This is a genomic window from Pedobacter cryophilus, from assembly GCF_005116455.1.
Taxonomy (GTDB): domain Bacteria; phylum Bacteroidota; class Bacteroidia; order Sphingobacteriales; family Sphingobacteriaceae; genus Pseudopedobacter; species Pseudopedobacter cryophilum.
In genome coordinates, this window is record NZ_SWBP01000001.1 from 194,178 (window position 1) to 220,538 (window position 26,361).

Here is a 26,361-nt window from a genome sequence, read left to right on the forward strand (position 1 = left end):
TTTTAAATTTTTTCGTATTCTGCTTGTTCAACACTATCATATTTCTCTAAAGACTCTACATAGTATTCTGCCTCATGAGCTTTCACTTTTCCTTCTGCCATTAATTTTTTCTTAGCTTGTTCTGAAGAAGATTTTACTAGTAACCTCACTTCGGCCATAGCTACTGAAGGTAATACTCTTATAAACAATAAGAACAAAGTAAAGAACACACCTATTGAACCAATAAAGATTGAAATATCTACCCATGTAGGATAAAACATAGCCCAACTTGATGGCAAATAATCTCGGTGTAAAGAAGTTACAATAATTACGAAACGCTCAAACCACATCCCAATATTTACGACGATAGATAATATCCAAGATAATGGAATATTAGTTCTCACTTTCTTAAACCAGAATAACTGTGGGGTAATAACGTTACAAGTCATCATAATCCAATATGCCCAAGCGTAAGGACCAGAAACTCTATTTAAGAAAGCATATTGTTCATACTCAGCACCTGAATACCATGCAATAAATAATTCAGTTAAATAAGCCACCCCAACAATTGAACCTGTTAATACAATGATTTTGTTCATTGATTCAATATGGAACATGGTGATGTAATTCTCTAATCCTAATACTTTTCTAGTGACTAATAAAAGTGTTTGCACCATTGCAAAACCAGAGAAAATTGCTCCAGCAACAAAGTAAGGAGGGAAAATTGTAGTATGCCATCCGGGGATAACCGATGTTGCAAAGTCCATAGATACAATAGTATGTACAGAAAGTACCAAAGGTGTAGAAACACCTGCTAAAACAAGAGATACTATCTCAAATCTTTGCCAAGTTTTTACTGATCCATTCCATCCAAAAGACATGATAGAATAAATTTTTCTTCTTAAGCCTGTCGCTCTATCTCTAATAGTTGCAATGTCAGGCAATAAACCAACATACCAGAACACTAATGAAACCGAGAAATAGGTGGAGATTGCAAAAACGTCCCATACTAATGGAGAGTTAAAGTTAACCCATAATGATCCAAACTGATTTGGAAGTGGTAAAGGCCAATAAGCTAACCAAGGACGACCCATGTGAGAAACTACATAAGTAGCCGCACATATTACCGCAAAAATGGTCATTGCTTCTGCTGATCGGTTAATAGAATTACGCCAGTTTTGACGGAAGAGTAATAGTACAGCTGAGATTAATGTTCCCGCATGACCAATACCTACCCACCATACGAAACCTGTAATATCCCAAGCCCAACCTACAGTTTTATTTAATCCCCATGATCCGATACCGTACCAGAAAGTATAACTTACTGCAAACAACCAAAGACCCGCTCCTGCTGCTGCAACAATAAAACCTATCCACCAAGCTCTATTTGGCTTGTTTTCTACAGGCATCAATACTTCTTCTGTAATTCTAGAATAAGTAATGTTTTTACCTGTAATTAACGGTTCTCTTAATATTGATTCGTGATGAGATGCCATATCTTAATTTATATCTTTTAAATATTAAGCTTCTTGTAATCCAGTGTTGGTAATTTTTGTCATATAACCTACACCTGGCTGTACATTTATTTCTTCCAATACATAGTAGGTTCTTTCATTTTTCAAAGCTTTTGAAACCTCTGAATTAGGATCATTAGCATCTCCAAATACAATAGCATTGGCCGGACAAGTTTGTTGACAAGCAACTTTAACGTCTCCATCTACTAAAGGTCTTTTCTCAATCTTAGCTTTTAATTTACCAGCTTGAATTCTTTGAATACACATAGAGCATTTTTCCATCACCCCACGAGAACGTGTAGTAACATCAGGATTTAATACTAATTGTGTGAATTCATTATTTAGGTAATTATCAAAACGAGAATCATTCCAGTAGTTAAACCAGTTGAAACGACGCACTTTGTATGGACAGTTATTTGCACAATATCTTGTACCTACACAACGGTTATAAGCCATGTGGTTTAAACCTTCTGTAGAGTGAACAGTTGCTAAAACCGGACAAACAGTTTCACAAGGTGCATGTTCGCAATGTTGACACATCATTGGCTGATGAACAACAGATACGTTTTCCATTCTACCTTCTATATGATCAATTTCTTTCTCTTCAGTAATTTGCTTGCCTTCTTCGTTGAAAGTGTAGTAACGATCTATACGAATCCAGTGCATATCTCTTCTGCGACGAACTTCATCTTTACCTACAACCGGAACATTATTTTCGGTATTACAAGCAACAATACAAGCGCCACAACCGGTACAAGCATTTAAATCAATTGCCATTACCCAATTATGCCCTGGTTGCTCGTACTTATTCCATAAATCGTAAGTCTCGTGTTTAGCACCATGATTTCCACTTCCATGTGCTGCATCTTCTTTGTACTGCGCAAAAGTGGCTTCACGAATAATGTTTCTTCCTTCAAAAGAATGGTGAGTTTGTGTTTGAGCCAATTCCTCAATTGCACCAGTTTTAGAGATAGTTACATTATTTGCAAATTGAAACGTACCATTACTCATCGCTAAAAATGGATAAGCATTTTGACCTACGCCATCTGCAACTTTACCGGCTTTAGTTCTTCCGTAACCTAAAGCTACAGAAACAGTACCTTGTGCTTGACCAGGTTGAAAAAGAACTGGTAAATCAATCTGATACTCTCCACCTTTTAAGGTCACTACATCATATTGAGCAAGACCTAAACTCTCTGCATACTTAGGATTTAAGGCTGCGTAATTGTCCCAAGTTACTTTAGATACTGGATCTGGAGTTTCTTGTAATAATGGATTATTAGCTTGCTGACCAGATCCTATTGCTACAGATTGGTAAACATGTAATTCAACATCTTTAGCAACAGATTTGCTTTGCGCCGAAACAAAAGAAGCGGCAGCAGCTACATTTCCTGCAAAAACAGTTGCTCCAACAGCTTTGGCTGGCAAAACAACAAATCCGCTTTGTAAAATCTCATCCCATTTCTTACCTGCCGCTAAAAGAACTGATTTTTCCCAGTTGTTTCTTACGTAAGTGTAATAATCCGAAACAGGATTATTAGACCATATCAATAAGCTTTGCTCTGCCTGACGGGTGTTGTAAATAGGATTAATAGTTGGCTGTACCAATGAATAGTAACCTTCTACTGCATTTGCATCTCCCCAAGATTCTAAGAAATTATGGTTTGGAGCAATTAATTGACATAAACTAGCTGTTTCATCTTCTCTATCAGAGAATGAAATGGTTAGCGAAACTTTTTTCAAAGCTTCAGCAAATTCTTTGGTATTTGGAAGGCTGTAAACAGGATTAGCGTCTAAAAACATTACTGCTCCAACTTTACCCGCTTTCATATCAGCTAATAAAACGCTAAAATCTGCTTCTTTACCAGTAAATTGATAAGATGGATTGTCTAAATCTATTGTAGTACCGTAACTTCCTAATGCACTGTTAATAGCATTAACAATAGTTTGGGTAGCTACATCATTTGAACCAGCTACTACTAATGCAGCTCCTTTTGCGTTCAACAGTTCTTTTGCTGCTAATTTAATGGCGCTATCAGCAACTTTATTTTCTCCTAAAGAAGAATTACCTAAGCTTGATCCTGTTACGGCTGCATATAATGCGAGCAACGCTGGACCTTCTTCTGATAATTTAATAGCAATTCTAGAATCGGCATTGGTACCTGTCATACTCATTCCAGCTTCAAACTGAATATGTCTCGACATTCTTTTCTCGTTAAGAGAAGCCATACCACGGTTACTTACATATTGCTTGGTAAACTGAACCGGAGAAATCCATGATCCTAAAAAGTCTGCACCAAAACTTACAATAACATTTGCTTTATCAAAACGATATTGAGGCAATACTGCTTTACCAAAACTAGCTTCATTAGCTGTTATAATACCTGCATAAGAAACAGGATCAATAGTAATATGCTTTGTTGAAGGAAACTGGGTAGTAAAATCTGCAATTACTGCTTTAGAAGAAGGACTATTAATAGTTGAACTTACAATAGCAATGGTTTTACCTGATGCCTGAATCTTGTTTAGTTCTCCTTTTACGTGTTGATCTATATCTTCCCAAGATTGTTCTGCTCCTTTAAACCAAGGGCCTTTCAATTTAGAAATATCATAAAGATCTAATACTGTAGCCTGAGCTTGAGCACTTAATCCACCTTTATTAATAATACAGTTTGGATTTCCCTCCACTTTAATAGGGCGACCTTCTCTGGTTTTCACCAAGATACTTCCGCCTTTATAACTTGAGGCATAATAATTTGGAATACCTGGAGTAATCTCTTCTGGCTTAATTAAATAAGGAATAGATTTTTGAACCGGCGCAACATTACATGCTGCTAAACTCACCGCCCCTAAACCAAAGCCCATTGCCTTTAAGAAATCTCTACGAGGTGTAGCGGCTTTTAAGCCAGAACCTTCCAATAATTCTTCAATAGGAAGAGATTCAGCAAATTCGTTTTTATTCTTTTCTACGAACTCAGGAGTTTTATTAATCTCCTCTAAACCTTTCCAATATTTTTTTGTGCTTTCCATTTAAGCTATATAAAACTGTAATTGTTTATGCTAATTAATTAATAATGACACTTACCACACTCTAAACCACCCAACACTGCCGCTGTCACTTTTTCACCTTTTTTAATCTTATCATGAGCTGCAATTACTTTATCGTAATAAGCATTATCTTGATATTTAACTTCAGTTTCTTTATGACAGTTGATACACCATTTCATTGTTAATGGAGAGTATTGATAAACTTCTTCCATAGTTTGAATAGGTCCGTGACATTTCTGACAATCAATACCTGCAACTTTAACGTGTTGTGAGTGGTTAAAATAAGCTAAGTCTGGAAGGTTATGAATTCTTACCCACTCAATAGGTCTTGGGTTTTCACCATACTTTTGAGTTTCTGGATTATAATCTAAAGCCGAGTAGATTTTGTTGATTTCTGGAGAAATTTCGCCATCATACTTTTCTGTTGCTTGAACGTATTTATGACAGTTCATACAAACGTTAAGTGATGGAATAGATGCATTCTTAGATTTCCATGCACCAGAGTGACAGTATTGACACTGTATTTGATTGGTTCCGGCATGTAACTGGTGAGAAAACTTAATAGGTTGTACGGGCTGATAGCCAGTTTGAATACCTGTATTCCATAAACCCATCCATCCAAAAGAAGCTAAAGTAATAACACCTGCTAAAACTACAAAAAACACAAACTTCTTATTTTTTGCTAATTTCTTAACTACGGCAAATCTGTCTTTTGTTTCACCTTCTAATTCTTCCTCTTCTTCAAGCAATACTTTGCTATCTGTTTTTAATAACAGTCGCTCTAAAGTTCCAATTACTCGGTTTAAAACCAAAATAACCAAGAAAGCAATAATAACAACGGCAATTAAACCAATTAACATAAAGTCACTGATTCCGCCACTTTCAGTAGAAGCTGCTGCACCTGCATCAGTTGCTGCTGGAGCTGCTGCTTTCTTATCGCCCTCTACTTGGATGTAAGCTAAAATGTTTTTTACATCATCATCAGAGAACTGAGGAAATACGGACATGGCTGCCTTGTTGTATTCTTCATAAATGGCTACCGCTCGTTTATCCCCCGCAGCAATCATTGCCGGAGAATTTTTAATCCATTTAATTAGATACGCTTCATCGTTATACTTTTGGTTAACGCCAGCTAATGCCGGACCCAATACTCTTTTATTGAGCGCATGGCATGAAACACAATTGGCGGTCCATAAAGCTTCTCCAGCTGTCGCGTCTCCGGTTGGAGCTGCGGCACCGGCTGCTGCTGGTGTTGCTGTTTTTGAAGTATCTGCAGGAACTGCTTGACCAAATATTACCCCAACCGAACTTAAAGTAATGGCCGAAACCACCGTTAGGGATCTAATTAATCTTCTAAAATCAGATGAGAAGTTTCTCATATTGAGTTTGTTATACACTAAATTTGATTATTAAGATTTAAAAAAAGGCTCGATTAATTGTTTAACCTCACATTTTCGAACCACAAAAGTATAATTAATTACGTTTTGCCTGACAATTTGATGACTTGTTTTACTAATTTAAAATCATTCTAAACAAGGTTAAAAAACTCACTTCCTATTAAAAAATAAAGCTTTTAATAGAAATAGCACAAATCACACTTTTGTTTTGGATTTTATAATTTGATTTAAATTATTTATTGTCTTAAAATCCAAGCGAAAATAAGTGGGCAAACTATGGTAGCATCAGACTCTACAATAAATTTTGGAGTATGGATATCTAACTTTCCCCAAGTGATTTTCTCGTTAGGAACTGCTCCAGAATAAGAACCATAAGAAGTGGTCGAATCTGAAATTTGGCAGAAATAACTCCAGAAAGGAATATTTTCCATTTCCATATCCTGATAAAGCATTGGAACTACACAAATAGGAAAATCTCCGGCAATACCACCACCAATTTGGAAAAAGCCTAAACCTTTACCCTCAGAGTTTTTCGGATACCAATCTGCCAACCAGGTCATGTATTCGATCCCACTTTTCATGGTGCTGGCTTTTAATTGACCTTTAATCACATAAGACGCAAAAATATTACCCATGGTAGAATCTTCCCATCCTGGAACTACAATTGGCAAGTTTTTTTCGGCGGCAGCCAACATCCATGAATTTTTTGGATCAATTTCATAGTATTGTTCTAAAACCCCACTTAAAAGCATTTTATACATGTATTCATGAGGGAAATAACGTTCGCCAGCGGCTTCGGCATCCATCCAAATCTTTTGAATATGCTTTTGCAACCTTCTAAAAGCCTCTTCCTCAGGGATACAAGTATCGGTTACCCTGTTATAATGATTCTCTAATAAATCCCATTCATCTTGTGGGCTTAAGTCTCTATAATTTGGCACTCTTTTGTAATGAGAGTGTGCTACCAAATTCATAATATCTTCTTCTAAATTGGCACCTGTACAAGAAATAATAGCCACTTTATCTTGTCTAATCATTTCTGCTAAAGAAATACCAAGCTCGGCGGTACTCATTGCTCCTGCTAAGGTGATCATCATTTTTCCACCTTCTGCTAAATGAGTTTCATAACCTTTAGCCGCATCCATTAATGCCGCAGCATTAAAATGCAAATAGTTTTTTTCTATAAATTGTGAAATTGGACCTCTTGATTCGCTCATTTGAATTGTTTTTGCTTGCAAAAATAGAATTTTGGTTTACATTCTGGTGAATGTTATTTTAAGCCATTCAACATTAATACCCTATATAAAGTTAAAATTGCAGTGACTATGGAGCATTATTGGATAAAAATTATAGATAATTAACCCTTACGTTAAATTATTAATTGTTTATGCATTGATAATTTATATTTTTGACACAGTAAAAAATACTTAAAAAATAGTGAGGAAACCTAAAGTTTTAATTACAGGAGCAAGCAGAGGTTTAGGATTAGCAATTGCAAACGCTTTAAATGATGATTACTGCCTAATTTTACATGCTACAAAAACAGAAAATATCACTCACCTAAAAGAAGGCAATTACATTTTAGCCGCCGATTTTTCTAAACCTGAAGAAGTTACCGCTTTTTGTAAAGAACTTAAAGCACAACATGGTGATGATTTATATGCAGTAATTAACAACGCAGGTATCAATGTAAGTAAACCTTTATCTTTTCAGCCCGAGCGGGAAATTGATAATGCGATACAAATTAATCTAAAAACCCCAATTCAAATATCTAAAACAGCATTCAAAATTTTTTCGGTTAAACAAAAAGGAGTAATTATTAATATGAGTTCTTTAGTTGCCGATACTGGGAATGCGTACCAAACTGTTTATTCGGCAACAAAAGCAGGTATTGCAGCATTCACAAAATCATTAGCTAAGGAAGCTGGCGCACTTTTCGAAAATAATCAAATTAGGGCAATCAGTGTTTCGCCAGGTTTTATAGAAACAGAAATGACGGCAGTAATCCCTCAAATAGAGCAAGATAAATTGGTTGCAAATATTCCATTGAAAAGAGCTGGCAAAGCCGATGAAATTGCACAAGTTTTAGCTTTTTTAATTTCAGACAAAGCATCATTTATCAACGGAAGTACTATCAATATAAACGGAGGAGTACTTTAATGGAAGTAAATTTAGTAGGTACTGCCCCTAACAAAGTTTTAATTCACGGACCAAGTAAATTATTGGTAAATGAATACAATTGGCATGATCCTAATCATGGTATTGTTGCAAGTTATACGCCTACAGCTTTTGATGTAAAAGACCACTTTGGTGTTTTTAGAGGGGTAGATATGATAGAATCTTTTGCCCAGGCAACCTCAGGTTCTTGTGCAGAGTTTTTAACTCGATTGAAACGAGGTGATGATACTTCAAAAACTCATAGTGATTTTATACCTACTTTCATTAGTGTAGGTGGAGTTAATTTTCACTCTTACCTTTTAGAAGGCGACACATTTATCAGCATGGGTAAAATTATGTTTTTTAAATTTAGGCAAATTGTTATTGATGGAAGGGTTTATAAAGTGCCAGCAGGTTTAGATTTAAATGCACACTTTAAAGACTTTACTACAGAGAAATTAAATAATTACGAAATAGATGATAGCTTTACTTTAGTTGCTGAGTTATTTGGCATTACTGGTAGAGCCATTAAAAGAAAATAAATATAGAATACAACATGGAAAGAAAAGAAATTATTGATGGATTGGTAGAAATTCTACAAACGGTTAGAACAATCGATCAAGAAAAGTTAAAAGATATAAAAGAGGAGACTGATTTTATTGCTGATTTAAAAACTCCATCTACAGAGATGATTAATATTGCAGCTAAAGCCGAGCAAAAATTTGATTTAGAATTTGATGATGATGATATTGATGATTTAGGATCTAAGGTTAGAGATTTTGTAGATTTAATTATCAAAACAAAAGCTAACAGTTAAAAATGAATATGAAAGGCAGAAAGGTTGCAGTTGTGGGCATGGGAGGTGTTTTCCCAGATTGTAAAGATCTTTTAGATTTTGAACAAAAACTATTTAGCAACCAAAGCCTGATTAGAAGCTGGGATAAACCTTTAAGCTACGGAAAGCAAGTACGTTCATCAGTTGCAGGTTATATTACCGAAGCAGAGGTGAATTTAGAGCCTGTAACGTCTAGTTTGGTAGAAGGTTATCCAGAATCTTATATTGATTTATTGAACAGAATTCCAGATAGAAACTTGGCTACCGCAGACATAGGGAGTATTTGGGCAATGTTAAGCTCAATAGACGCTATAAAAATGGCTGGATGGAATAACTCCGAAGTTGAGTCTGAACAAACAGGCGTAGTAGTTGGTTCTGGGAGTTGTGGTAACGAGATACAACGTATTGCATGGCACAACTTTTTTGAACTTGGCAAAAAAACACGTACAGTAGGTGCTCATACTGTAGATAGGGGAATGGTTTACCGTGAAGCAGCCAATGTATCCTGTCTAATTAAGAATAGAGGAGTATGTGAAGCGATGGGCTCTGCTTGTGCAACTGGTCTTGGTAATATTGGATATGCTTACCGTTTAATAAGTTTCGGTTTGCAAGATCGTATTGTTGCCGGAGGCTCAGAAGGCACCGCATTAGAAACTTTTTTAGGTTTTGATGGTATGCAGGTTTTGAGTCGTGGGTTTGAACCGCACCAAAGTTCAAGACCATTCGATAAAGATAGAAATGGGTTCGTTTGCTCTTTTGGAACTGGTATAGTTTGTTTAGAAGCTTATGATATAGCCAAAGCTAGAGGTGCAAATATTTTAGGAGTAATAGATTCGTACTTTAATAATTCAGATGGTGATGGTGATATGTTTGCTCCATCATTTTCTGGACAAAAAAGACTTTGGAAAGGTCTTTTGAATGATACTTCTCTTCGCACTGATGTAGTAAAGGTTCATGGAACTTCTACACCAACAGGCGATGCTGTTGAATTACTAAGCGTAGTAGATACTTTAGGCGATAAAGGCTTTCAAATAGCAGCTCCAAAATCACAATTTGGGCACATGTTAGGCGCAGCTGGTGCGGTTGAATTTATAACAGCGATACTCATGCTTAAAAGGCAAGAGGTTCTTCCTTGTTTAAATTCTGATAACTTAAATCCAGAGTTAGAAACTTTTCAAACTGTAGATAGTTGGAGTGGACCAAAAGAACCGTTGCTTTATTATAGAGATTTATTAAAGCAAGAAGTTTTTTCTAAAGAAATAAATAGTGTTGCCTGTTTAAATTATGGCTTTGGCGGAACCAATAGCGCCATGTTAGTATCAAAAGATAATTAATGATTGATAATAAAAATAAAGTAGCCGTTGTTTTTGGCGTAAGAAACGAAAGTTCTATCGCTTTTCAAATCGCTTTAAAACTACATTTATCAGGATGTAGAGTAGCTGTTAGTTATACAAAAGAAACCAAAGATGAGGTTTTAGCTATTTTAAAGGCACATGAGATAGAAAGTATTACCCAAGAAGTTGATGTAAGAAACGAGCAAGAAATTGCAGACTTTTTAAATGCTGTTTATAATACTTGGGGTCCAATTAACTACTTATTGCATGGCGTTGCATTTGGAAATCAAAATGTAATATGCAATAGTTTTTATGGTTCTGATGAAGCTGCGCCAAGTTATATTGATATTCCTTTTGAGGATTTGATGGATTCTTTTAATATCAGTGCGTATTCATTATTGAGAATTTGTAGAGTTGCAGAGCCACTTTTAACCGAGAAAGCATCTATTTTAACCCTAACTTATAACGCATCTCAACGGGTTTTTCCAGATTACGCAGGAATGTCTATAAATAAAGCAGCTTTAGAGAATATCATGAAATTTCTATCTCATTATTTTAGAAAGTCAAAAGTAAGAGTAAATGCAATTTCTGCGGGATTAGTGATGACCACTTCTTCTGGAGGTATAAGTGGTGTAAGAAAGCTAAGGAAAATTGGTAAAGTAACAGCGCCACTAGGAAATGTAACTGCCCAAGATGTTGCAGACACTGCCATTTATTATTTCTCTGATTTATCTACAAAAGTAAGTGGTAATATTCATTTTACTGATGGTGGTTTTAATATTATGGGTATTGTAATAGATGAAGAATAATATAGAACAATCATTAATAAATCTTATTCCTAAACAAGGTTTTTCATTAGGAAACGATTTAGTTTTTCTCCCTGATTTTGAACTTTCATTTAATCCGCTATTTCAACAAAAAGTTTATACCAAGCGTGAGATTGAATATTGTAAACTTTTTAATCCCTCAATTTTAAGATATGCCTCTACTTGGGCGGCAAAAGAAGCTACTTATAAAGCTATAAAGCAAATATATAGTGAAGCATTACCTTTTAAAAAAATCGAAATTTTAAGAGAAAAAATTTCTGGAAGACCTAGTGTTCACTTACCTGAAAATCTCATCCATCTAAATATAAGTTTAACAATAAGCCATGATGGAGATTACGTTTGGGCGGGTGCCTTAGTTAAAAATGTTTGCTAATGATAGACTATTATTTTGACCATCCGCTAGCAAAAATTCATTATTACAGATTTGGGGTTGGAGATAAACCCATGCTTTGCTTTCACGGTTATGGTATGCATGGTAAACAGTTTAAAGTTTTAGAAGAGCAATTAGGTCACAAATATACTTTTTATGGTTTTGATTTATTCTTTCATAAAGAAACCGTTTTAAAGCATCCAAATCTCGAATTTATAAAAAAGGGAATCAGCAAAAAAGAGTTAAGTGATTTATTTTTAGATTTTTGTAACAATCACCAAATTACTACTTTCTCAGTATTGTCATATTCTATGGGTTCGCATTATGCGGCAACCTTAGTAGAAGAAGTTCCAGAGCGTATCAACGAATTTATTACAGCAGCACCTTCTACATTGCAACCGGGTTGGTTAGTTACATTTCTCAGCACAAAAAAAGTTGGTAACAAATTATTAGAAAGGCTAGCTCTTAGTGATAAAGGAATGTTAAATCTTTTGAAGCTTATTAAAAAAGTTAAAATAGTTGATGATAAAACCTTTCACATTCTTCACAAAGAAATAGAAACATACGAGCTTCGTTTTGCATTTTACGCAAGTACTACCTTTTTAAAACAACTCGAATTAAATAGCTCTAAATTTATCACCAACTTAAATACCCATCAAATTAAAAGTTTCTTCATTTTTGGGGCTAGAGACAAAAATTATCCAGAAAAGATTGGCTACAAATTCATTCCAAAAATCAAAAATGCCACACAATTGGTTTTAGATGAAAATCATGAAATGATTAATGTTAACTTTTCAAGTCAATTAACTAAGTTATTAAATGATTATTAAAGCCAAATTACTTCCAAAATCAGTTTATTTTGCTTGTGCAAAGTTTTTAAATTGGTTTTTAAAGAGACGATTTAACAAGTTAATAATTCATGATGTTCCCATACAATCTGATTGTTCTTATTTATTAATGTGTAACCATCTAGGTTTTTGGGACGGCTTTTGGGCATTATTTCTAAGCTACAACGCAATTCATAAAAAGCAAAATTTAACTGGTTTTAATATTATGATTTTGAAAAAGCAACTTCAGAAAAACCCTTGGTTAAGATATTTTGGCTGCTTTTCTATAGCTCCACACTCAAAATCATCATCAGAAAGTTTAGCCTATGCTGCAGAAATATTAAGTACACCTGGCAATGTATTAATCATGTTTCCACAAGGTAATTTAGAGTCTCAACATGTTAGATACATAGAAGTTAAGGATGGCATTAATAATATTTTATCAATGGTTAAAGGAAAATGTCAGTTAATTTGGAGTAGCAACTTAACAGAATACTTTGAAAGTCTAAAGCCATCTGTTAATTTCCAAATGTTAGACTGTGGCAATAATGACCAATTTGATTTTGAGGTATTAAAATCAAAAATTAATAGCCACCATCAACAAGCTATTCAAAAACAGTTTAGGTTTACAAAAGAACAATAATAGAAGTGGTTTTAGTTCGATAATTATTATTTATTTAAGAGTTAATTAGCATAGTTTTTGTACTTAAAAAGAGCATTAACTTTAGCAGTCTACCGTGTAAACACATCTGTTTTTAAAGCAAATCCAGAATAAATTTGATAAAATTTATTGCTGCTATTAAGAATAGTTGTAGTCTCTGACTTTCTTTAATTTCTATATCCCATCCTTCCTTTTAGTCTAGAGAATATCATCCATAAAGTACAAGCATTAACTTTAATAGCAATAGGGAGATTTGGTATTGTGAGAACACAGACCGAGGTATTAAAACACTTACATCACTTCGTCTTTACTATTTTATTAATCAAACTATCTTCTGCCGAAGCTTTCATTTTTACCACATCGTCCATTATTGGATTTGGAATTGTTGCAGATAAAATATATTGCTTTACTTTCCACTGGTCGCCTTGTTTAATCAATACGCCAGAACCTCTACAAATTTTCATTTGGGTGTTTAGCAATTCATCAAACCAAGCTATATTTCCTGTGCTATCAAAATTGATATGCCTTTCTAAAGCAGTGAAATTCCAAGCTCTTCCTCTTTCAAAAATAGGCTTAGCCCAAACCATAAACTCTTCTTTATCCCAGCGTTCGGTAGCATCTGTTCCAGTGAAAATAGCATCATCGGTATAAAAACTAAAATACAGATCAAAGTTAGCATCGGCAGCAGCCTGATTAAAAGAATCTAACATGATGTTAATCTCTGGCTTTTCTTTTTCGGCATTAAATGTAAATTGGCTTGTTTGATTTTCTTGTGGATTGCAAGAGTAAATTAGGATAGCTATTAAGCTGATGATATTAATTTTGAGGTATCTCATGAAACTATTTTATTAACAAAAGATTTAAACTATAAATTTATGATTCAAGAACTTGGATTAAATAATTTGCTCTTCAAAAACTCAACTCGTATTTTCATAAATGGTTTCTCTATACAATAATGAAGTATTAGGGAAAAAAAACCACAAAATATCAAAGAAAATAAAAAAGTAAGATTACTGTTTTTAATTATTCCAAACTCAAAAAGTATGGTTTGCATAGACAGAAAAACTGCCATGTGAATAAGATATATACTATAAGAAAGTTGTGCTATTTTAGAAAGCAGTTTAGACTTCCATTGATACAACATACTATTGGGCATAATAGCGCCTAATACCAGCAAACCGAAAGCTAGACATATTGTAGGAAAACCAAAAATGGTATTCACAAAATTATATTGGTACCTGCTAGGAAAGTAAGCAATAATAACAATCAATATCCCTACAACAATAATTGTATTTGCGTAATTAGAAAGTTTTAAGAAAAGAGAAGGCAGGTAATTATAAAATGCTGCTATTACAACTCCAATCAATAAACCATCTAGTCTACAATAAGTAGGAAAGTAAATTGTACTTAGCCAGATTGCCTTATTAGCTATTCCATTAATTGCTGAGAGATAGATATACTTATAACAAAACATCCTAATTAAAAAACCGCCTAAAAACAAAATAATTAACAGCAGATAAGCTTTTTTAAGCTTACCTACTTTTAAAAAAAACAATAAGGTAAAAGGTAGTATCAGGTAAAATTGTTCTTCTACACAAAGCGACCAAACTTGGCTAAAGGAACCAGTATTGGCAAAATCGGCATTAAAGTTTTGCGTAAAGGTTAAAAATTTCCAAAGTGGAGGAAGTTGTTGTCTGGCACCAAAATCATTACTAAAGAAAGAGAATAGAAAATAAATAGCCACAACAAAATAATAGACTGGTATAATTCTGAAAAATCTTTTGATGAAAAATTCTCTCATTGAAAAAGCACCTTCCTTTTTGATTTGGACAAACAGTTGAGAGGATATTAAAAACCCACTAAGCACAAAAAATAAATCAACACCTATCCAGCCAAACTCAAAAACTTTAGGAAACCAAGCTGGGTGTTGAAACCATCCTGAATAATGAAAAAGTAATACCATAATAATAGCAAAAGCTCTTAAGTTATCTAGACCATAAAATTTTAAGGGATTTGATATCTCTGCCATCTTTTTGATGAATAATAAAATTTGAAATTACATCTTACAGATTTATTATTTCATTTTAGGAGTAAATATTTTGTCATTCAGTTTTTTAAAAGCTGAATTCGACAAATAAATGAGGTTAATTTGGTTTTTTTAATAGTTTAATATTTGATTACTGTTTGTTTTTAAATAATATTTACTTAAAGAAGTTTTCAGTTTTTGAAGGAGTTCTATCATCCTTATTGGCTTCGTTATCAATAAATTAAGTGTTTCTCTTTTATAATTGATAACTCAATGGAGTTTAAATTCATAAAATTCCATCTATATTCTATTTCCTTTTATGTCCCAATCTATAAAATTATAGTTGTGTGTAAAGGGTAAGTTTGGAGTGGCAATTCTGCCTTTTTGGTCGGGCATCCTTATTTCCATTTCGGAGATGAAGATATAGCGGATAGCCCCAAAAGGATGGGTTTGATACGTATTAAAACGCCCAAATTATTTTGTTTTTATTATTGAGCTTAGGTTTTAATAACCCAATCTACTTAAACCATCCTTCGCTTTATTTTCTATACTGCTTTCATATTCATGATTTTTCATCGCAATAGCTTGCTTGTAAAAATTGGCTGCTTTGCCTTTATCTTGCTTTTGCTCATAAATTAAGCCTATGTTTAAAGCAGAATTAGCAGCAAAATAATAGCTGCTTGACTTACCAGCATAAATAGTTTTTTGATAATTAATTAAAGCATCATTGCTTCTCCCTAACTCGTCATAAATTCTCCCTAATCGATAATAGAATTCTATTTGATCTCTTGGGAGTTTAAAATTAGCTATTGTTTTATCTTTCAAATAATTTAAAGCTTTACTGTGATAACCACCGTCAAAAGCAAAACGAGCTCTTAATAAGTCCAAATTTGGCGGATTGTCATTCGCTTCCTTTAACGCTTGTTTATCTTTTTCATCAAAAACATTTCCTTGTGTTTTTACCTGCCTTAAAAACGTTTGGTATCTAGGTAAATCATTTCTTAGATAATAATAGTAAGCCAGCTTCAAATAAGCATCTTTCACATAATTTATTCCGCTATATTCCTTTAAATACTTTGCAAAATAAACATAAGCGTCAGAATCGTTCCTGTTTAATTTTGCACTACCCAACAAGTAGTTTATTCTGGGAAAATTGATATAGGTCTTCTCTAATGACGTTACTTTACTTAAATAACGAATAGCATCATCATTATGGGTGTTTTTATAAGCAACATAACCTTGCAAGTAGCTTTTTAACAAACTATCATCACCAAAACCATTGGTAAGATTAATGATTTTTTGGTAATTGGCTCGGTTATGCAATAGTTCTGTCTCTATGTAACACAAAAAAAATATCACTTCCTCCTTGTAAAAACTGTAGGAGCTATTGGATAGGGATGTGGAAAGAAGATCTAACTTTTTTATCCCCTGGTTTACATCTCCTCTAAAACCAAAAGACTGCAAAATTCCTTTTATATTTGGTGGGATGGCTCCTAAAATAACATTTACCAAGCCCGAGCTTTTTTTATTTGGCAAAAAACCAGGAAACTTAGCCTCATTTTCTTTTAACAGATTATCAGCTTTTCTAATATCTAAACCCGATGAAAGATAATCTTGATATCTACTTTTTAGCATTCCCCATTGTAAATTAATCTCGGCCTGTGCAAAAAGATAATAAGGAGAAGATCTGTCTTGCTTCTCTAGTGCTGATAACCTACTTGATTTTAAATTTTTTAAGTTGTTATACTCAGCCAGATTCTCAGATATTAACAGTGAAAAGAAATCAACGTAATTATCTAAAAGAATTGTAATGCCATTATTGGGATGTACTTGCTTTTCTTGTTTAATAAGAAATTTAGCATCATTAATTCTTAAATCAAAAATTGCTTGATAAGCCTTCACGCAATTATTGTTGAAATCAAAATTTGCTTTTGTATTTACCGTAAAACCAAGAAAAATAATTAGAAATAAACTTAACCTTTTTAACATTTTAACATTTTAAATTAAGAGCTTCAGCAATTTATGTACAGCGCCAAGGCTTTTAAGTTTTTAAATTTTTAATAACCATTCAAACTATTTTTCACCAATTAACTTATATAGCAAAAATTTAGTCGAAACATGGTAAGTGCTACAAAGGTGTAAAAAATTAATAAAAGCCCTTAGCAAATCACAAGCCAATTAATTTTGACAAACTAAATCAGAGAGATATTATGAAACAACATCACCATGTTTTTCAAATATTGATATGTATCTTTGCCCCAAATATGAAAAAAATCATCATCACCTTAATGTTAATTACTTCAACATTAAGCGCTTTTTCCCAAAAAAAACTTATAAAAAAACTATTCTCTAGTGATACTACAAGGCATAATAGTTTTTTACCTGTTCCTCTTTTTGGTTACAGCCAAGAGGCCGGCTTTGAATTTGGTGCAGTAGGGATTTACTCTTTTTATATAGACAAAGCCGATACCATTATTAGAGCGTCACAAGTATACGGTGTGGCCTATACCAGTACAAAAGGCGTTACTCAGATTTCTGCTAGAGGTGATATTTGGTCTAAAAAAAATAAATGGCACCATATCTATGAGGCAAGATTTTCTAATACTCCTTTTAATTTTTATGGCCTTGGCAACCAAACTTTAAGAGCTGATGAAGATTTGATTACTCAAAAAAGGTATCGTTTTAATACTGAAATAGAGCGCCAATTAACTAAATCTTATTATCCGGGCTTGGGTGTAGAATTTGAATCTTTAAACTTTAAAGACCGTGAGGCAGGTGGCATTTTTGATACCGAAAGTCAGGCGCCTTTGTTTGATAAAGACGGTGGCAGATTTTTATTATTGAAATTAACCCAATTACTTGATACCAGAAATAGCAACACCTACACCACAAAAGGCTTTTACACCAGGTTAAGATATGGATATGCCCCCAATTTATTTGGCGGCAACAACTTTACAGGAAACCTTTTTACGGCCGATGCTCGTTATTTTTATACGCCAACCAAAAAATTAACCATTGGTAGTCAATTATTTTACGAAACCATAAGCAGTAAAAATGAAATTCCGTTTTACCTATTGCGCCAATTAGGGAACGACCAAATTATGCGTGGTTACTATTTAGGGCGTTACCGCGATAGAAATTATTTGGCTTTACAGGCAGAGTTAAGATTAAGGTTGATAGATAGATTAGGTTTGGTTGCTTTTGGAGGAACTGGTTCTACTTATGGAAAGGATGCAAACGTCACACAAAACCTTAAACCCAATTACGGTATTGGCACCAGAATATTTTTTGATCTAGATAAAAGTTTAGCCTTAAGATTAGATTATGGATGGGGAGAAAAACCCACAGGCGAAAAAAGAATTTCAGGCTTATATATTTCCTTAGGCGAATCTTTTTAGTAACATTTTAATGGTAAAGACCTTAAAAACGAAACATTTTTTAAGGTCTTTTCTTTTTTCACTAATTTGAACTTTTAATTATCTTTTGTAAAAGATATCAAACCAATTTTATGAAAAAATTTCTCCTGCTTTTTCTATTCCCTGCAACATTATTTGCTCAAAAATTTACAAAAACAGAAATAAAGCGCTATCAGGCCCAAGCCAAACAAGTCGAAATTATTAGAGACCAATATGGCATTCCTCATGTTTACGGAAAAACCGATGCAGATGCTGTTTTTGGTTTGCTTTACGCTCAATGTGAAGATGATTTTAAAAGAGTAGAAATGAACTATGTGGAGAAATTAGGTCGTTTATCAGAAATTAAAGGAGAAAAAGAAATTTATAACGACTTACTTATCAGGTTATTAATTGACTCTACCGAAGCCATTTCAGATTACCAAAATGCTGAACCCTGGATGAAAAAATTATTAGATGCTTACGCCGATGGAATAAATTATTACCTCTACAAAAACCCAAATGTAAAACCAGCCCTACTCACTAAATTTAAACCCTGGTACCCATATTTATGGACAGATGGAAGTATTGGCGCCATTAGTACCGCAGATATTACTGTAAATGAATTAAGAAATTTTTACTCGGGAGAACAAAAAATTGGCACTTTGGTTCCTAAAATCTTAGATCATCAAACGGGTTCAAACGGGTTTGCCATTGCACCACAAAACACCTTATCTGGCAATGCCATTTTATACATTAACCCGCATACCACTTTTTATTTCAGACCAGAAGTACAAGTCACTAGCGAGGAAGGCTTAAACGCTTATGGAGCGGTAACTTGGGGACAGTTTTTTATTTATCAGGGCTTTAATGAAAACTGTGGGTGGATGCATACCTCCAATAATGTGGACGTGGCGGATAGTTATATTGAAAAAATAAGTAGAAAAGACGGAAAACTTGTTTACGAATATGATGGAAAATTACTTCCTGTTACACAAAAAAAGATCAGTATCAAATACAAAAACGGAAACCAAACAGCAGAAAAAAACATTGATGCTTATTTTACACAACATGGCCCAATAATGGCCGAAAGAGATGGTAAATGGGTGAGTTTAAAATCGTTTAACCGATCAGCAAAAAGCTTAGAACAAAGCTGGGTGCGCACCAAAGCCAAAGGTTTGGATGACTACATCAAAGCCATGGATTTAAAGGCAAATACCTCTAATAACACCGTTTTTGCAGATAGCAAAGGAAATATTGCTTATTGGCATGGCAACCATATTCCGGTAAGAGATACTAAATTTAATTGGTCTAAACCGGTTGATGGATCTACATCGGCGACAGCCTACAAAGGCTTACATAGCGTAGAAGAAGGCGTACATATCTATAATCCAAAAAATGGCTGGTTACAAAATTGCAACTCTACTCCTTTTACAGTAGCCGGAATTTACAGCCCTAAAAAAGAAAATTACCCAGCTTATATGGCTCCTGATGGCGATAACTTTAGAGGTTTAAATGCGGTAAAAGTACTCAGCAAAGAACATCAGTTTACTATAGATAAAACTATTGAAACCGGTTACGACCGCTACCTATCAGCTTTTGACTTATTAATTCCTGCCTTATTAAATGCTTATCAGGCTAAAGCCGATGCCTATCCCAACTTAAAAGAACCTATTGCTGTTTTAAAGAAATGGGATTATCGTTCTTCGGCATCTTCTGTTGCCACTACTTTAGCCATAGAGTGGGCACAAAAGTTAAGCCCCGATATTCAGAAAGTTTATGTTGACCAAGGCGAGGCCGATCAGGTAGAAAAAACCACTGCTTTTGTAAAAACCGCTACCCCCGAAAAATTATTGGGCACCTTAAATACTATTCTGAAAGATTTAGAAAGCAAATTTGGAAAATGGGAAATGCCTTGGGGCGATGTCAACCGCTTTCAAAGGTTAACCGGCAATATTGATGAAGTTTATGATGACCAAAAAGAAAGTATTCCGGTAGGTTTTGCTTCTGCCCTTTGGGGACAGTTACCTTCTTTTAATAGCAGAGTGATGCCCGGTACCAACAAACGCTATGGAGTAAGCGGAAACAGTTTTGTATGTGCCGTAGAATTTGGACCCAAAATTAAAGCAAAATCTTTACTGGCTGGCGGTGTAAGCGGAAATGCAAACTCTCCTCATTTTTATGATCAAGCAAAAGCTTATACCGAAGGAAAGTTTAAAGATGTGCTATTTTATAAAGAGGAAATACTGAAGAACGTAAAGAAAAGGTATCATCCGGGGGAATGATTTTTTAGCTTTTTCCAAAATTTCTTGCAAAAGACGCACTTATATGATTATATTTGTTTTATTAAGACCTTAAAGATAAAAGGATTGGGGTGTCCCCGGTCGAGCTAAAGCCAAACCTTGTGTTTGGCTTTCGTTTTTTATGGAAATGTTTTAAGTCCATACTTTTTTCCATTTTTCGAGTAGAATTTATCTGCAAAGTTTTCAAATGCAGGATTAGCCCTTTTAGGCTCTAATATATACCTAGCTGTTGGATAAGCCAACAAATCTGCTAATTGTAACCCATTAATATTTTCTTTTTTATCTCTGAATGTAATTTTAAGTTGCAGATATTTTAATCGCTCTGGAGAAACATAACCTGTGCCTCTGGCAATTAAGCGCTGAAAATGTTCTCCTAATTTCTTGTCTTCTTTAGGGCCTCGTTTCTCTATCACAATCTCCAGTTCTTTATTTGGATCTGGTTGTTCATCTAAATAAAATACTGCTCTTTCAATAATAAAAGACAATGAAAGCTCATAAACATCATTTGATAATTTTCCGTATTGTTTAATGTACTTTTCTTTGCCAATAGCCGATGCTATAACGGTATAATTCTGATTAATTATAGACTGATTTAATTGATGATAAAATTGCTGTTTTAACTCTAAATCAAATAAAATCTGAAACTCCTTTTCACACTTCCTAATGTCACGAGAATGAAAAATCACTTCTTTGTTACCCCAAAAATTAGCTTTTATTTCATTAAAGTCTTCCCTCACTTTTTGGTAATGATCTTGATGAATCACTATGCCACATAATAAAAATATAGGAAAATTTAGGTCTAAAGTAACTAAGCCATGATCTCCACTTTCATCAATGAACAAAAAATATTTATTTATAATTTGGGACATACTAAATAAAAATACAACTAATATCTAGATTTTAAGTTCGTCCAAAAGGTATCTCAAATTTGAATTTCATCATTTAAAAAAATAAAATATTTCAACGCGACATTTATTGAGCCGATCTTACTTTTTTCTGTTCGGTAATATCCCAGGAAATCCCTAATAAATAAAGTGGGTTTCCTGATTCATCTTTAATGGTTATTTTTCTGGTATGAAGCCAATGTTTACCCGTTTTGGTTTCTAGTACCTCTTCTGGGATGTCAAGAATTCCACCTTTATTGATCACGTCTTTGTCTTTAGCGGTAAAAAAATCAGCTTGTTCTTTCGGAAAAAGATCGTAGTCATTTTTTCCAATTAAATCTTCTTTTTTATATCCTAGTAATTCTTCCCCTGCTTTATTGAGACGAACAAAGCGCAATTCTTTTGCATCTTTTACAAAAATCATATTCGGGATGTTTTCAAGAATAGAATCGAGAAAAATATTACCCTGTTTTGTTTCCTCAGATTTTTGCTTTAGTGCTATTTCTATTATTTTTTGTTCGGTAATGTTGCGGGCAATGGCATAAATTTTTCCCGTAGCTGGATCTGGAGTGGAGTTCCAATCAAGCCATAAATAACCACCGTCTTTTTTCCGAAACCTATTCATAAAATTAACAGTAACAGCTCCGCTTTTTAGTTTCTCAATTTCCTGCAGGGTAGAATCCAAATCATCAGGATGTACAAAATTAAAAAACTGTTTTTCAAGCAATTCTTTTTCCGAATAGCCCAACACCTTTTCAAAGTTGGGATTAAGAATTTCAAAATAGCCCTGTACATTGGCAATGCAAGAAAGGTCATAACTGTTATTAAAAAAGTGCTGGTATTCTTTTAATTTTTCTTTCGCTTTCTTAGTTTCTGTAATATCTTCTATAATGGCAGTAAAAAAATCTTCATTATTAGATTTCCAGGTCTCTACACTCAATTCAATTGGAAATTCAATTCCGCCTTTTTTAAGGCCACTCATTTCAATATCTCCTTTACCAATAATTCGGGCTTCTTTAGTTTTAAGAAAATGATCAAATCCTACTTTATCTTTTTCAAGGTATTGTTGAGGTATTATAAGAGATATGGGCTTTCCAATAGCTTCGTCTAAAGAATAACCAAACATTTTTTCGGCTGCTGTATTCCAATAAATTATTTCCCCTTCTTTATCAGCCGAAATAATAGAATCGTTGGCAGATTCTACAATAGCATGAAACTTTTCTTCGCTAGAAGACAGCTCAGCAGTTCTGGCTTTGATACGTTCTTCCAGTACTTCATTTAATTTTTTTAAATCCTCCTCGGTTTTCTCCCTTTCCTCAATTTCTAATGAAAGCGAAACTATACCTGCAATGGAGGTGGCAAAAGCCTGTTCTTCATAAGTCCATATTCTTTTTGGCCCTACGTGTTCATGACAAACAATCCCCACTATTTTTCCTTTAAACTTAACTGGAATGTTCATAATGGATGTTATTCCATAATGCTTCAAATAATCTTTGGTTAATTCAGCCGTACGTGGATCATCCTCTGCATTATTTGCATCAATGATATGATCAAACTCCAATTCCGAAAAATATCTTGGATAATCCGTTCTGGCAATGGAAACACCAAGGCCATAATCAGATTTACTCAATAAATAAGTGTTTTCAGAGGTCAAAGAAATCCGGTCAGTATCAAACATTTTGATGCTCACTCGCTCTACTTTAATTGATTTACTATCCGTTTCAATTATTTTTTTTAGCTTTTCCTTAATCGGCAAACTATTTATTAAATTATTTAACCTCAATAATCCGGTTTGGCGTTCAATGATGGTAACAATCCTATATTTTTCCTCTTCCTCTTCTTTTCTACGTTCGGTAACATCCATCAATGCCCCAATCATTCTAATGGGTTGCCTTTGTGGGTTGTAAATAATAAATCCCCTGTCAATTACATTGGCATATCCTTTATTTAAAGTATTAAAACGGTATTCTTGATTCCATAACTGATCATACCGGCTAAAAACACTTTCACGCATTGCATTAACACCCGCAACTTCATCAGGGTGAATATTTTTGTTCCACCATTCTAAATCGGGGCCTGTGGGCCCACCAAACAACTTTTCAAATTGTTCATTCCGCCAAATTCTACCGGTCTCCAAATTCCAGTCGTAAATAGAATCTTGTGTTGCCGCAAGTACATAATTAAAACGGCTTTGATTTTCTTGGAGAGATTCTTTTAACCGTTTAAGATCAGTAATATCAGTAGCAATTCCACCTATGGCGTAAATCTTACCCTCTGCATCTCGTAAAGGGAATTTCACAATAATGTAAGTATGTAAACCGTCATCATGCGGAATGTTTTCTTCATAAGTAAGCGGTTTTTCTGTTTTAGCTATTAACTTATCTTTTGCTATAAAAGACTCGGCAAATTCTTTTGGAAATATCTCATAATCAGTTAAATTAATTACTTTTTCTCTGCTTACTTTATACAGCTTTTCAAATTCTTTGTTGATAAATAAATATTTTCCGTTTAGAAATTTGGCAAAAATAACAGCCGTAGTATTATCCATAATATCCTGAAATCTCTTTTTAGAAATATCCAGGTTATTAAACAAAATCATGTTCTCATAAGAAACGGCGGCTTGTGTAGCTAAAATTTTTAATGCCACCACTTTTTCGGCAGTAAAAACACCCGTGAAAAGACTATTTTCAAGATAAATAATCCCAATCATCTTTTTTTCTTTAAGAATAGGGATGCAGGCAATTGATTTTGGATGTGCTGTTAAAATGTACTTATCTAACCCAAACATTTTATCCTTAGAAACATCATCAATTACAACTTTCTCATTTGTTTTTTTAACATATTCAATAATATTGTTGGGAAGGAAACTATTATCGGGACCTTTTAACTTAGCATACGTTTTTATTTCAATTCCTTTGTTTACTACTGCTTCTGCGGTAATAGACAATTGATTTTCAAGCTCAAGCAATAAATAACCTTTATCCGCTCCAGACGCTTGCATAGCAATTTGCATTAATATTTCAGAAAGTTTTCCCGGCAACAGCTGTTCTGAAATGGCAAGGGAAGCCTTAAGGATGGCATCCAAGTCGAGCTGTTTAAGCGGAAATCCTTCTGTTGAAGTGAGTCTTGATTGCATATTTATCATTTTCTCTAAGCGTAAACTTTTCTTTTCCTTTTTTCTTCAGTTATATATCCACAAGAATTACAATCAATAGGTATGATGTTTTTTATATCACAATAATAACCTACTGAAAATAAGATATTTATATTCCTACTAATTAATTTTCTAATTATTTATTTTATTTGTGCGAGTTAATAAAAATACCATACAACTACTTTTAATTAGTTGACGACAGTCAAAATGGGGCTTGATTCTGATCATCTGTAGATAAATTTATCAGTTAAATTTAATTACTTGTAAATCATCTATTTATAGGCAAAACGATCTTTATCATGCGCTGTTTTGACCGCCATCAATACTATAAATTTGAATGTCTCCTAAATTTGAAAATTTCAGAAAGTTAATTCTTAAACTTTTGGAATTTCAGAACTAGGAGCCATGGTTGAAGTAAAAAAAGAAGGGATTATTTTAGAAAAAACATCATTAGGTTTTGAGAATGACGGAGTATTTAATCCGGCGGTAATTAAAGAAGGAAACACGGTACATCTATTTTACAGGGCGGTAAGAGTTGGCAATTACTCAACCGTTGGCTATTGCCGTTTAGAAGGCCCTTTAAAAGTTGTGGAACGTTATGATAAACCGGTTTTGTTTCCTCAATTTGACTATGAAATTCAAGGCGTAGAAGACCCCAGAATTGTAAAAATTGATGACACTTATTACATGTCATACTGCACCCATGATGATTTAAACGCCATAGGTGCACTTGCCACCTCTAAAGATTTAAAAGAATGGACAAAACACGGCATCATCACCCCTTTATTAACTTATGACGAATTTAAAACCCTTACCGAGGTAAATATTGGGTTAAACGAAAAATACTACCGTTATTATTCAGACTATAAGCTTCGTGGATTTTTAGATAAGAAACTTTATTTATGGGATAAAAACATTGTTTTTTTTCCGAGAAGAATAAATAACCAACTCGTTTACCTGCACAGAATACGTCCCGGAATTCAAATTGTTAAAATTAATTCCTTACAAGATTTAACCAAAACCTTTTGGGAAACTTATATGCTTAATTTTAAAGACAATATTGTGCTCGACCCTAAATATCAACATGAAGCAAGTTACCTTGGCGGGGGCGCTCCTCCCATAGAAACCAAAGAAGGTTGGGTAATGATTTACCATGGGGTGGAAGATGCCCCTAAAGGATATATTTACAATGCTTGCGCTGCACTTCTGGATTTAGATCACCCCCAAAAAGAAATTTCGAGATTAAAAGTCGCTTTGTTTAAACCTGAAAATAACTATGAACAAGAAGGTGTGGTAAGCAATGTGGTTTTCCCCACCGGCACTGCCATGTTTGATGAACGCTTATACATTTACTACGGTGCAGCCGATGCAAAAATAGCCGTTGCTTCTTTAAATTTTAATGAGCTGTTAACCGAGTTGATCAATTCTAAAAGCTGATGGTTTTAGAGGATGTTTTGGAAATTAGGTAGAAAAGCAATATCACTGGTCTTTAAGAGAAAACTAAAATAAGGGAATGGCTTATTTTAGAAAATCAAGAAAAACTAAAATAAGAACATTTCTTATTTTAGAAAATTGCAAAAATCTAAAATAAGAATGCTCCTTATTTTAGATAATTGGTAAAAACTAAAATAAGGAGTACATTTGATTTAGATT

Annotated in this window: 20 protein-coding genes; 11 read left to right on the plus strand and 9 right to left on the minus strand. The window is 33.9% G+C overall.

Features of this window, described 5'->3' with window-relative positions; translation table 11 throughout:
- Positions 1–2: 2 nt before the first annotated feature.
- The 4 genes from nrfD to FA046_RS00915 form a co-directional block, all read right to left on the minus strand.
- Positions 3–1,475, minus strand: coding sequence for an NrfD/PsrC family molybdoenzyme membrane anchor subunit (nrfD, locus tag FA046_RS00900; protein ID WP_136824481.1), 1,473 nt, complete (start codon positions 1,473–1,475; stop codon positions 3–5).
- A 24-nt stretch (positions 1,476–1,499) separates the two neighbouring features.
- Complete coding sequence (locus FA046_RS00905; RefSeq protein ID WP_136824482.1) at positions 1,500–4,523, minus strand: TAT-variant-translocated molybdopterin oxidoreductase; 3,024 nt, start codon at positions 4,521–4,523, stop codon at positions 1,500–1,502.
- Between the two features lie 38 nt (positions 4,524–4,561).
- On the minus strand, positions 4,562–5,920 hold the full coding sequence (locus FA046_RS00910) for a cytochrome c3 family protein (protein WP_136824483.1): 1,359 nt from the start codon (positions 5,918–5,920) through the stop codon (positions 4,562–4,564).
- 254 nt (positions 5,921–6,174) lie between these two features.
- Positions 6,175–7,155, minus strand: coding sequence for a deoxyhypusine synthase family protein (locus FA046_RS00915; protein ID WP_136824484.1), 981 nt, complete (start codon positions 7,153–7,155; stop codon positions 6,175–6,177).
- Between the two features lie 220 nt (positions 7,156–7,375).
- Here FA046_RS00915 and FA046_RS00920 point away from each other — a divergent pair, with 220 nt between their 5' ends.
- The 8 genes from FA046_RS00920 (at position 7,376) to FA046_RS00955 (ending at position 12,931) form a co-directional block, all read left to right on the plus strand.
- The gene (locus FA046_RS00920; protein WP_136824485.1) at positions 7,376–8,098 is read left to right on the plus strand and encodes an SDR family NAD(P)-dependent oxidoreductase; all 723 of its coding nucleotides are present in this window, start codon (positions 7,376–7,378) and stop codon (positions 8,096–8,098) included.
- Complete coding sequence (locus FA046_RS00925) at positions 8,098–8,637, plus strand: hypothetical protein (protein WP_136824486.1); 540 nt, start codon at positions 8,098–8,100, stop codon at positions 8,635–8,637. Before FA046_RS00920 ends, FA046_RS00925 begins: the two co-directional genes overlap by 1 nt.
- Before the next feature lie 14 nt (positions 8,638–8,651).
- Positions 8,652–8,912 carry an acyl carrier protein gene (locus FA046_RS00930; RefSeq protein WP_136824487.1) on the plus strand — a complete coding sequence of 87 codons (261 nt, stop codon included), beginning with the start codon at positions 8,652–8,654 and terminating at the stop codon, positions 8,910–8,912.
- Positions 8,913–8,920: 8 nt separating this feature from the next.
- Positions 8,921–10,264 carry a beta-ketoacyl-[acyl-carrier-protein] synthase family protein gene (locus FA046_RS00935; RefSeq protein ID WP_225870856.1) on the plus strand — a complete coding sequence of 448 codons (1,344 nt, stop codon included), beginning with the start codon at positions 8,921–8,923 and terminating at the stop codon, positions 10,262–10,264.
- Positions 10,264–11,073 (plus strand): enoyl-ACP reductase FabI, encoded by an 810-nt coding sequence (locus FA046_RS00940; protein WP_136824489.1) that lies wholly within the window; start codon positions 10,264–10,266, stop codon positions 11,071–11,073. Before FA046_RS00935 ends, FA046_RS00940 begins: the two co-directional genes overlap by 1 nt.
- Complete coding sequence (locus tag FA046_RS00945; RefSeq protein ID WP_136824490.1) at positions 11,063–11,464, plus strand: holo-ACP synthase; 402 nt, start codon at positions 11,063–11,065, stop codon at positions 11,462–11,464. The genes FA046_RS00940 and FA046_RS00945 overlap by 11 nt, the downstream gene beginning before the upstream one ends.
- Positions 11,464–12,291, plus strand: a complete 828-nt coding sequence (locus tag FA046_RS00950) for an alpha/beta hydrolase (RefSeq protein ID WP_136824491.1) — start codon at positions 11,464–11,466, stop codon at positions 12,289–12,291. The genes FA046_RS00945 and FA046_RS00950 overlap by 1 nt, the downstream gene beginning before the upstream one ends.
- A 127-nt stretch (positions 12,292–12,418) precedes the next feature.
- Entirely contained in the window at positions 12,419–12,931 is a 513-nt protein-coding gene (locus FA046_RS00955; protein WP_317130531.1) for a lysophospholipid acyltransferase family protein, read from the plus strand.
- Positions 12,932–13,245: 314 nt separating this feature from the next.
- Here FA046_RS00955 and FA046_RS00960 read toward each other — a convergent pair whose 3' ends face one another.
- The 3 genes from FA046_RS00960 to FA046_RS00970 form a co-directional block, all read right to left on the minus strand.
- Positions 13,246–13,785, minus strand: coding sequence for a nuclear transport factor 2 family protein (locus FA046_RS00960; protein WP_136824493.1), 540 nt, complete (start codon positions 13,783–13,785; stop codon positions 13,246–13,248).
- A 44-nt stretch (positions 13,786–13,829) separates the two neighbouring features.
- Positions 13,830–14,978: an acyltransferase family protein gene (locus FA046_RS00965; protein WP_136824494.1), complete on the minus strand. Its 1,149-nt coding sequence runs from the start codon at positions 14,976–14,978 to the stop codon at positions 13,830–13,832.
- Positions 14,979–15,479: 501 nt separating this feature from the next.
- The gene (locus FA046_RS00970) at positions 15,480–16,964 is read right to left on the minus strand and encodes a tetratricopeptide repeat protein (RefSeq protein WP_136824495.1); all 1,485 of its coding nucleotides are present in this window, start codon (positions 16,962–16,964) and stop codon (positions 15,480–15,482) included.
- A gap of 275 nt (positions 16,965–17,239) precedes the next feature.
- On the opposite strand from FA046_RS00970, the gene FA046_RS00975 reads away from it, so the two are divergent.
- Together FA046_RS00975 and FA046_RS00980 are read left to right on the plus strand one after the other, a co-directional pair.
- Entirely contained in the window at positions 17,240–18,373 is a 1,134-nt protein-coding gene (locus tag FA046_RS00975; protein ID WP_136824496.1) for a BamA/TamA family outer membrane protein, read from the plus strand.
- A 110-nt stretch (positions 18,374–18,483) separates the two neighbouring features.
- Positions 18,484–20,652, plus strand: coding sequence for a penicillin acylase family protein (locus FA046_RS00980; protein WP_136824497.1), 2,169 nt, complete (start codon positions 18,484–18,486; stop codon positions 20,650–20,652).
- A gap of 137 nt (positions 20,653–20,789) precedes the next feature.
- Here FA046_RS00980 and FA046_RS00985 read toward each other — a convergent pair whose 3' ends face one another.
- Positions 20,790–21,539, minus strand: a complete 750-nt coding sequence (locus tag FA046_RS00985) for a DUF3800 domain-containing protein (protein ID WP_136824498.1) — start codon at positions 21,537–21,539, stop codon at positions 20,790–20,792.
- A 103-nt stretch (positions 21,540–21,642) separates the two neighbouring features.
- A complete protein-coding gene (locus FA046_RS00990) occupies positions 21,643–24,690 on the minus strand; it encodes a PAS domain S-box protein (protein ID WP_169303277.1) in 3,048 nt (1,015 codons plus the stop codon).
- A 423-nt stretch (positions 24,691–25,113) separates the two neighbouring features.
- Between FA046_RS00990 and FA046_RS00995 the strand changes: the two genes are divergently transcribed.
- A complete protein-coding gene (locus tag FA046_RS00995) occupies positions 25,114–26,145 on the plus strand; it encodes a glycoside hydrolase family 130 protein (protein ID WP_136824500.1) in 1,032 nt (343 codons plus the stop codon).
- Positions 26,146–26,361 lie beyond the last annotated feature (216 nt).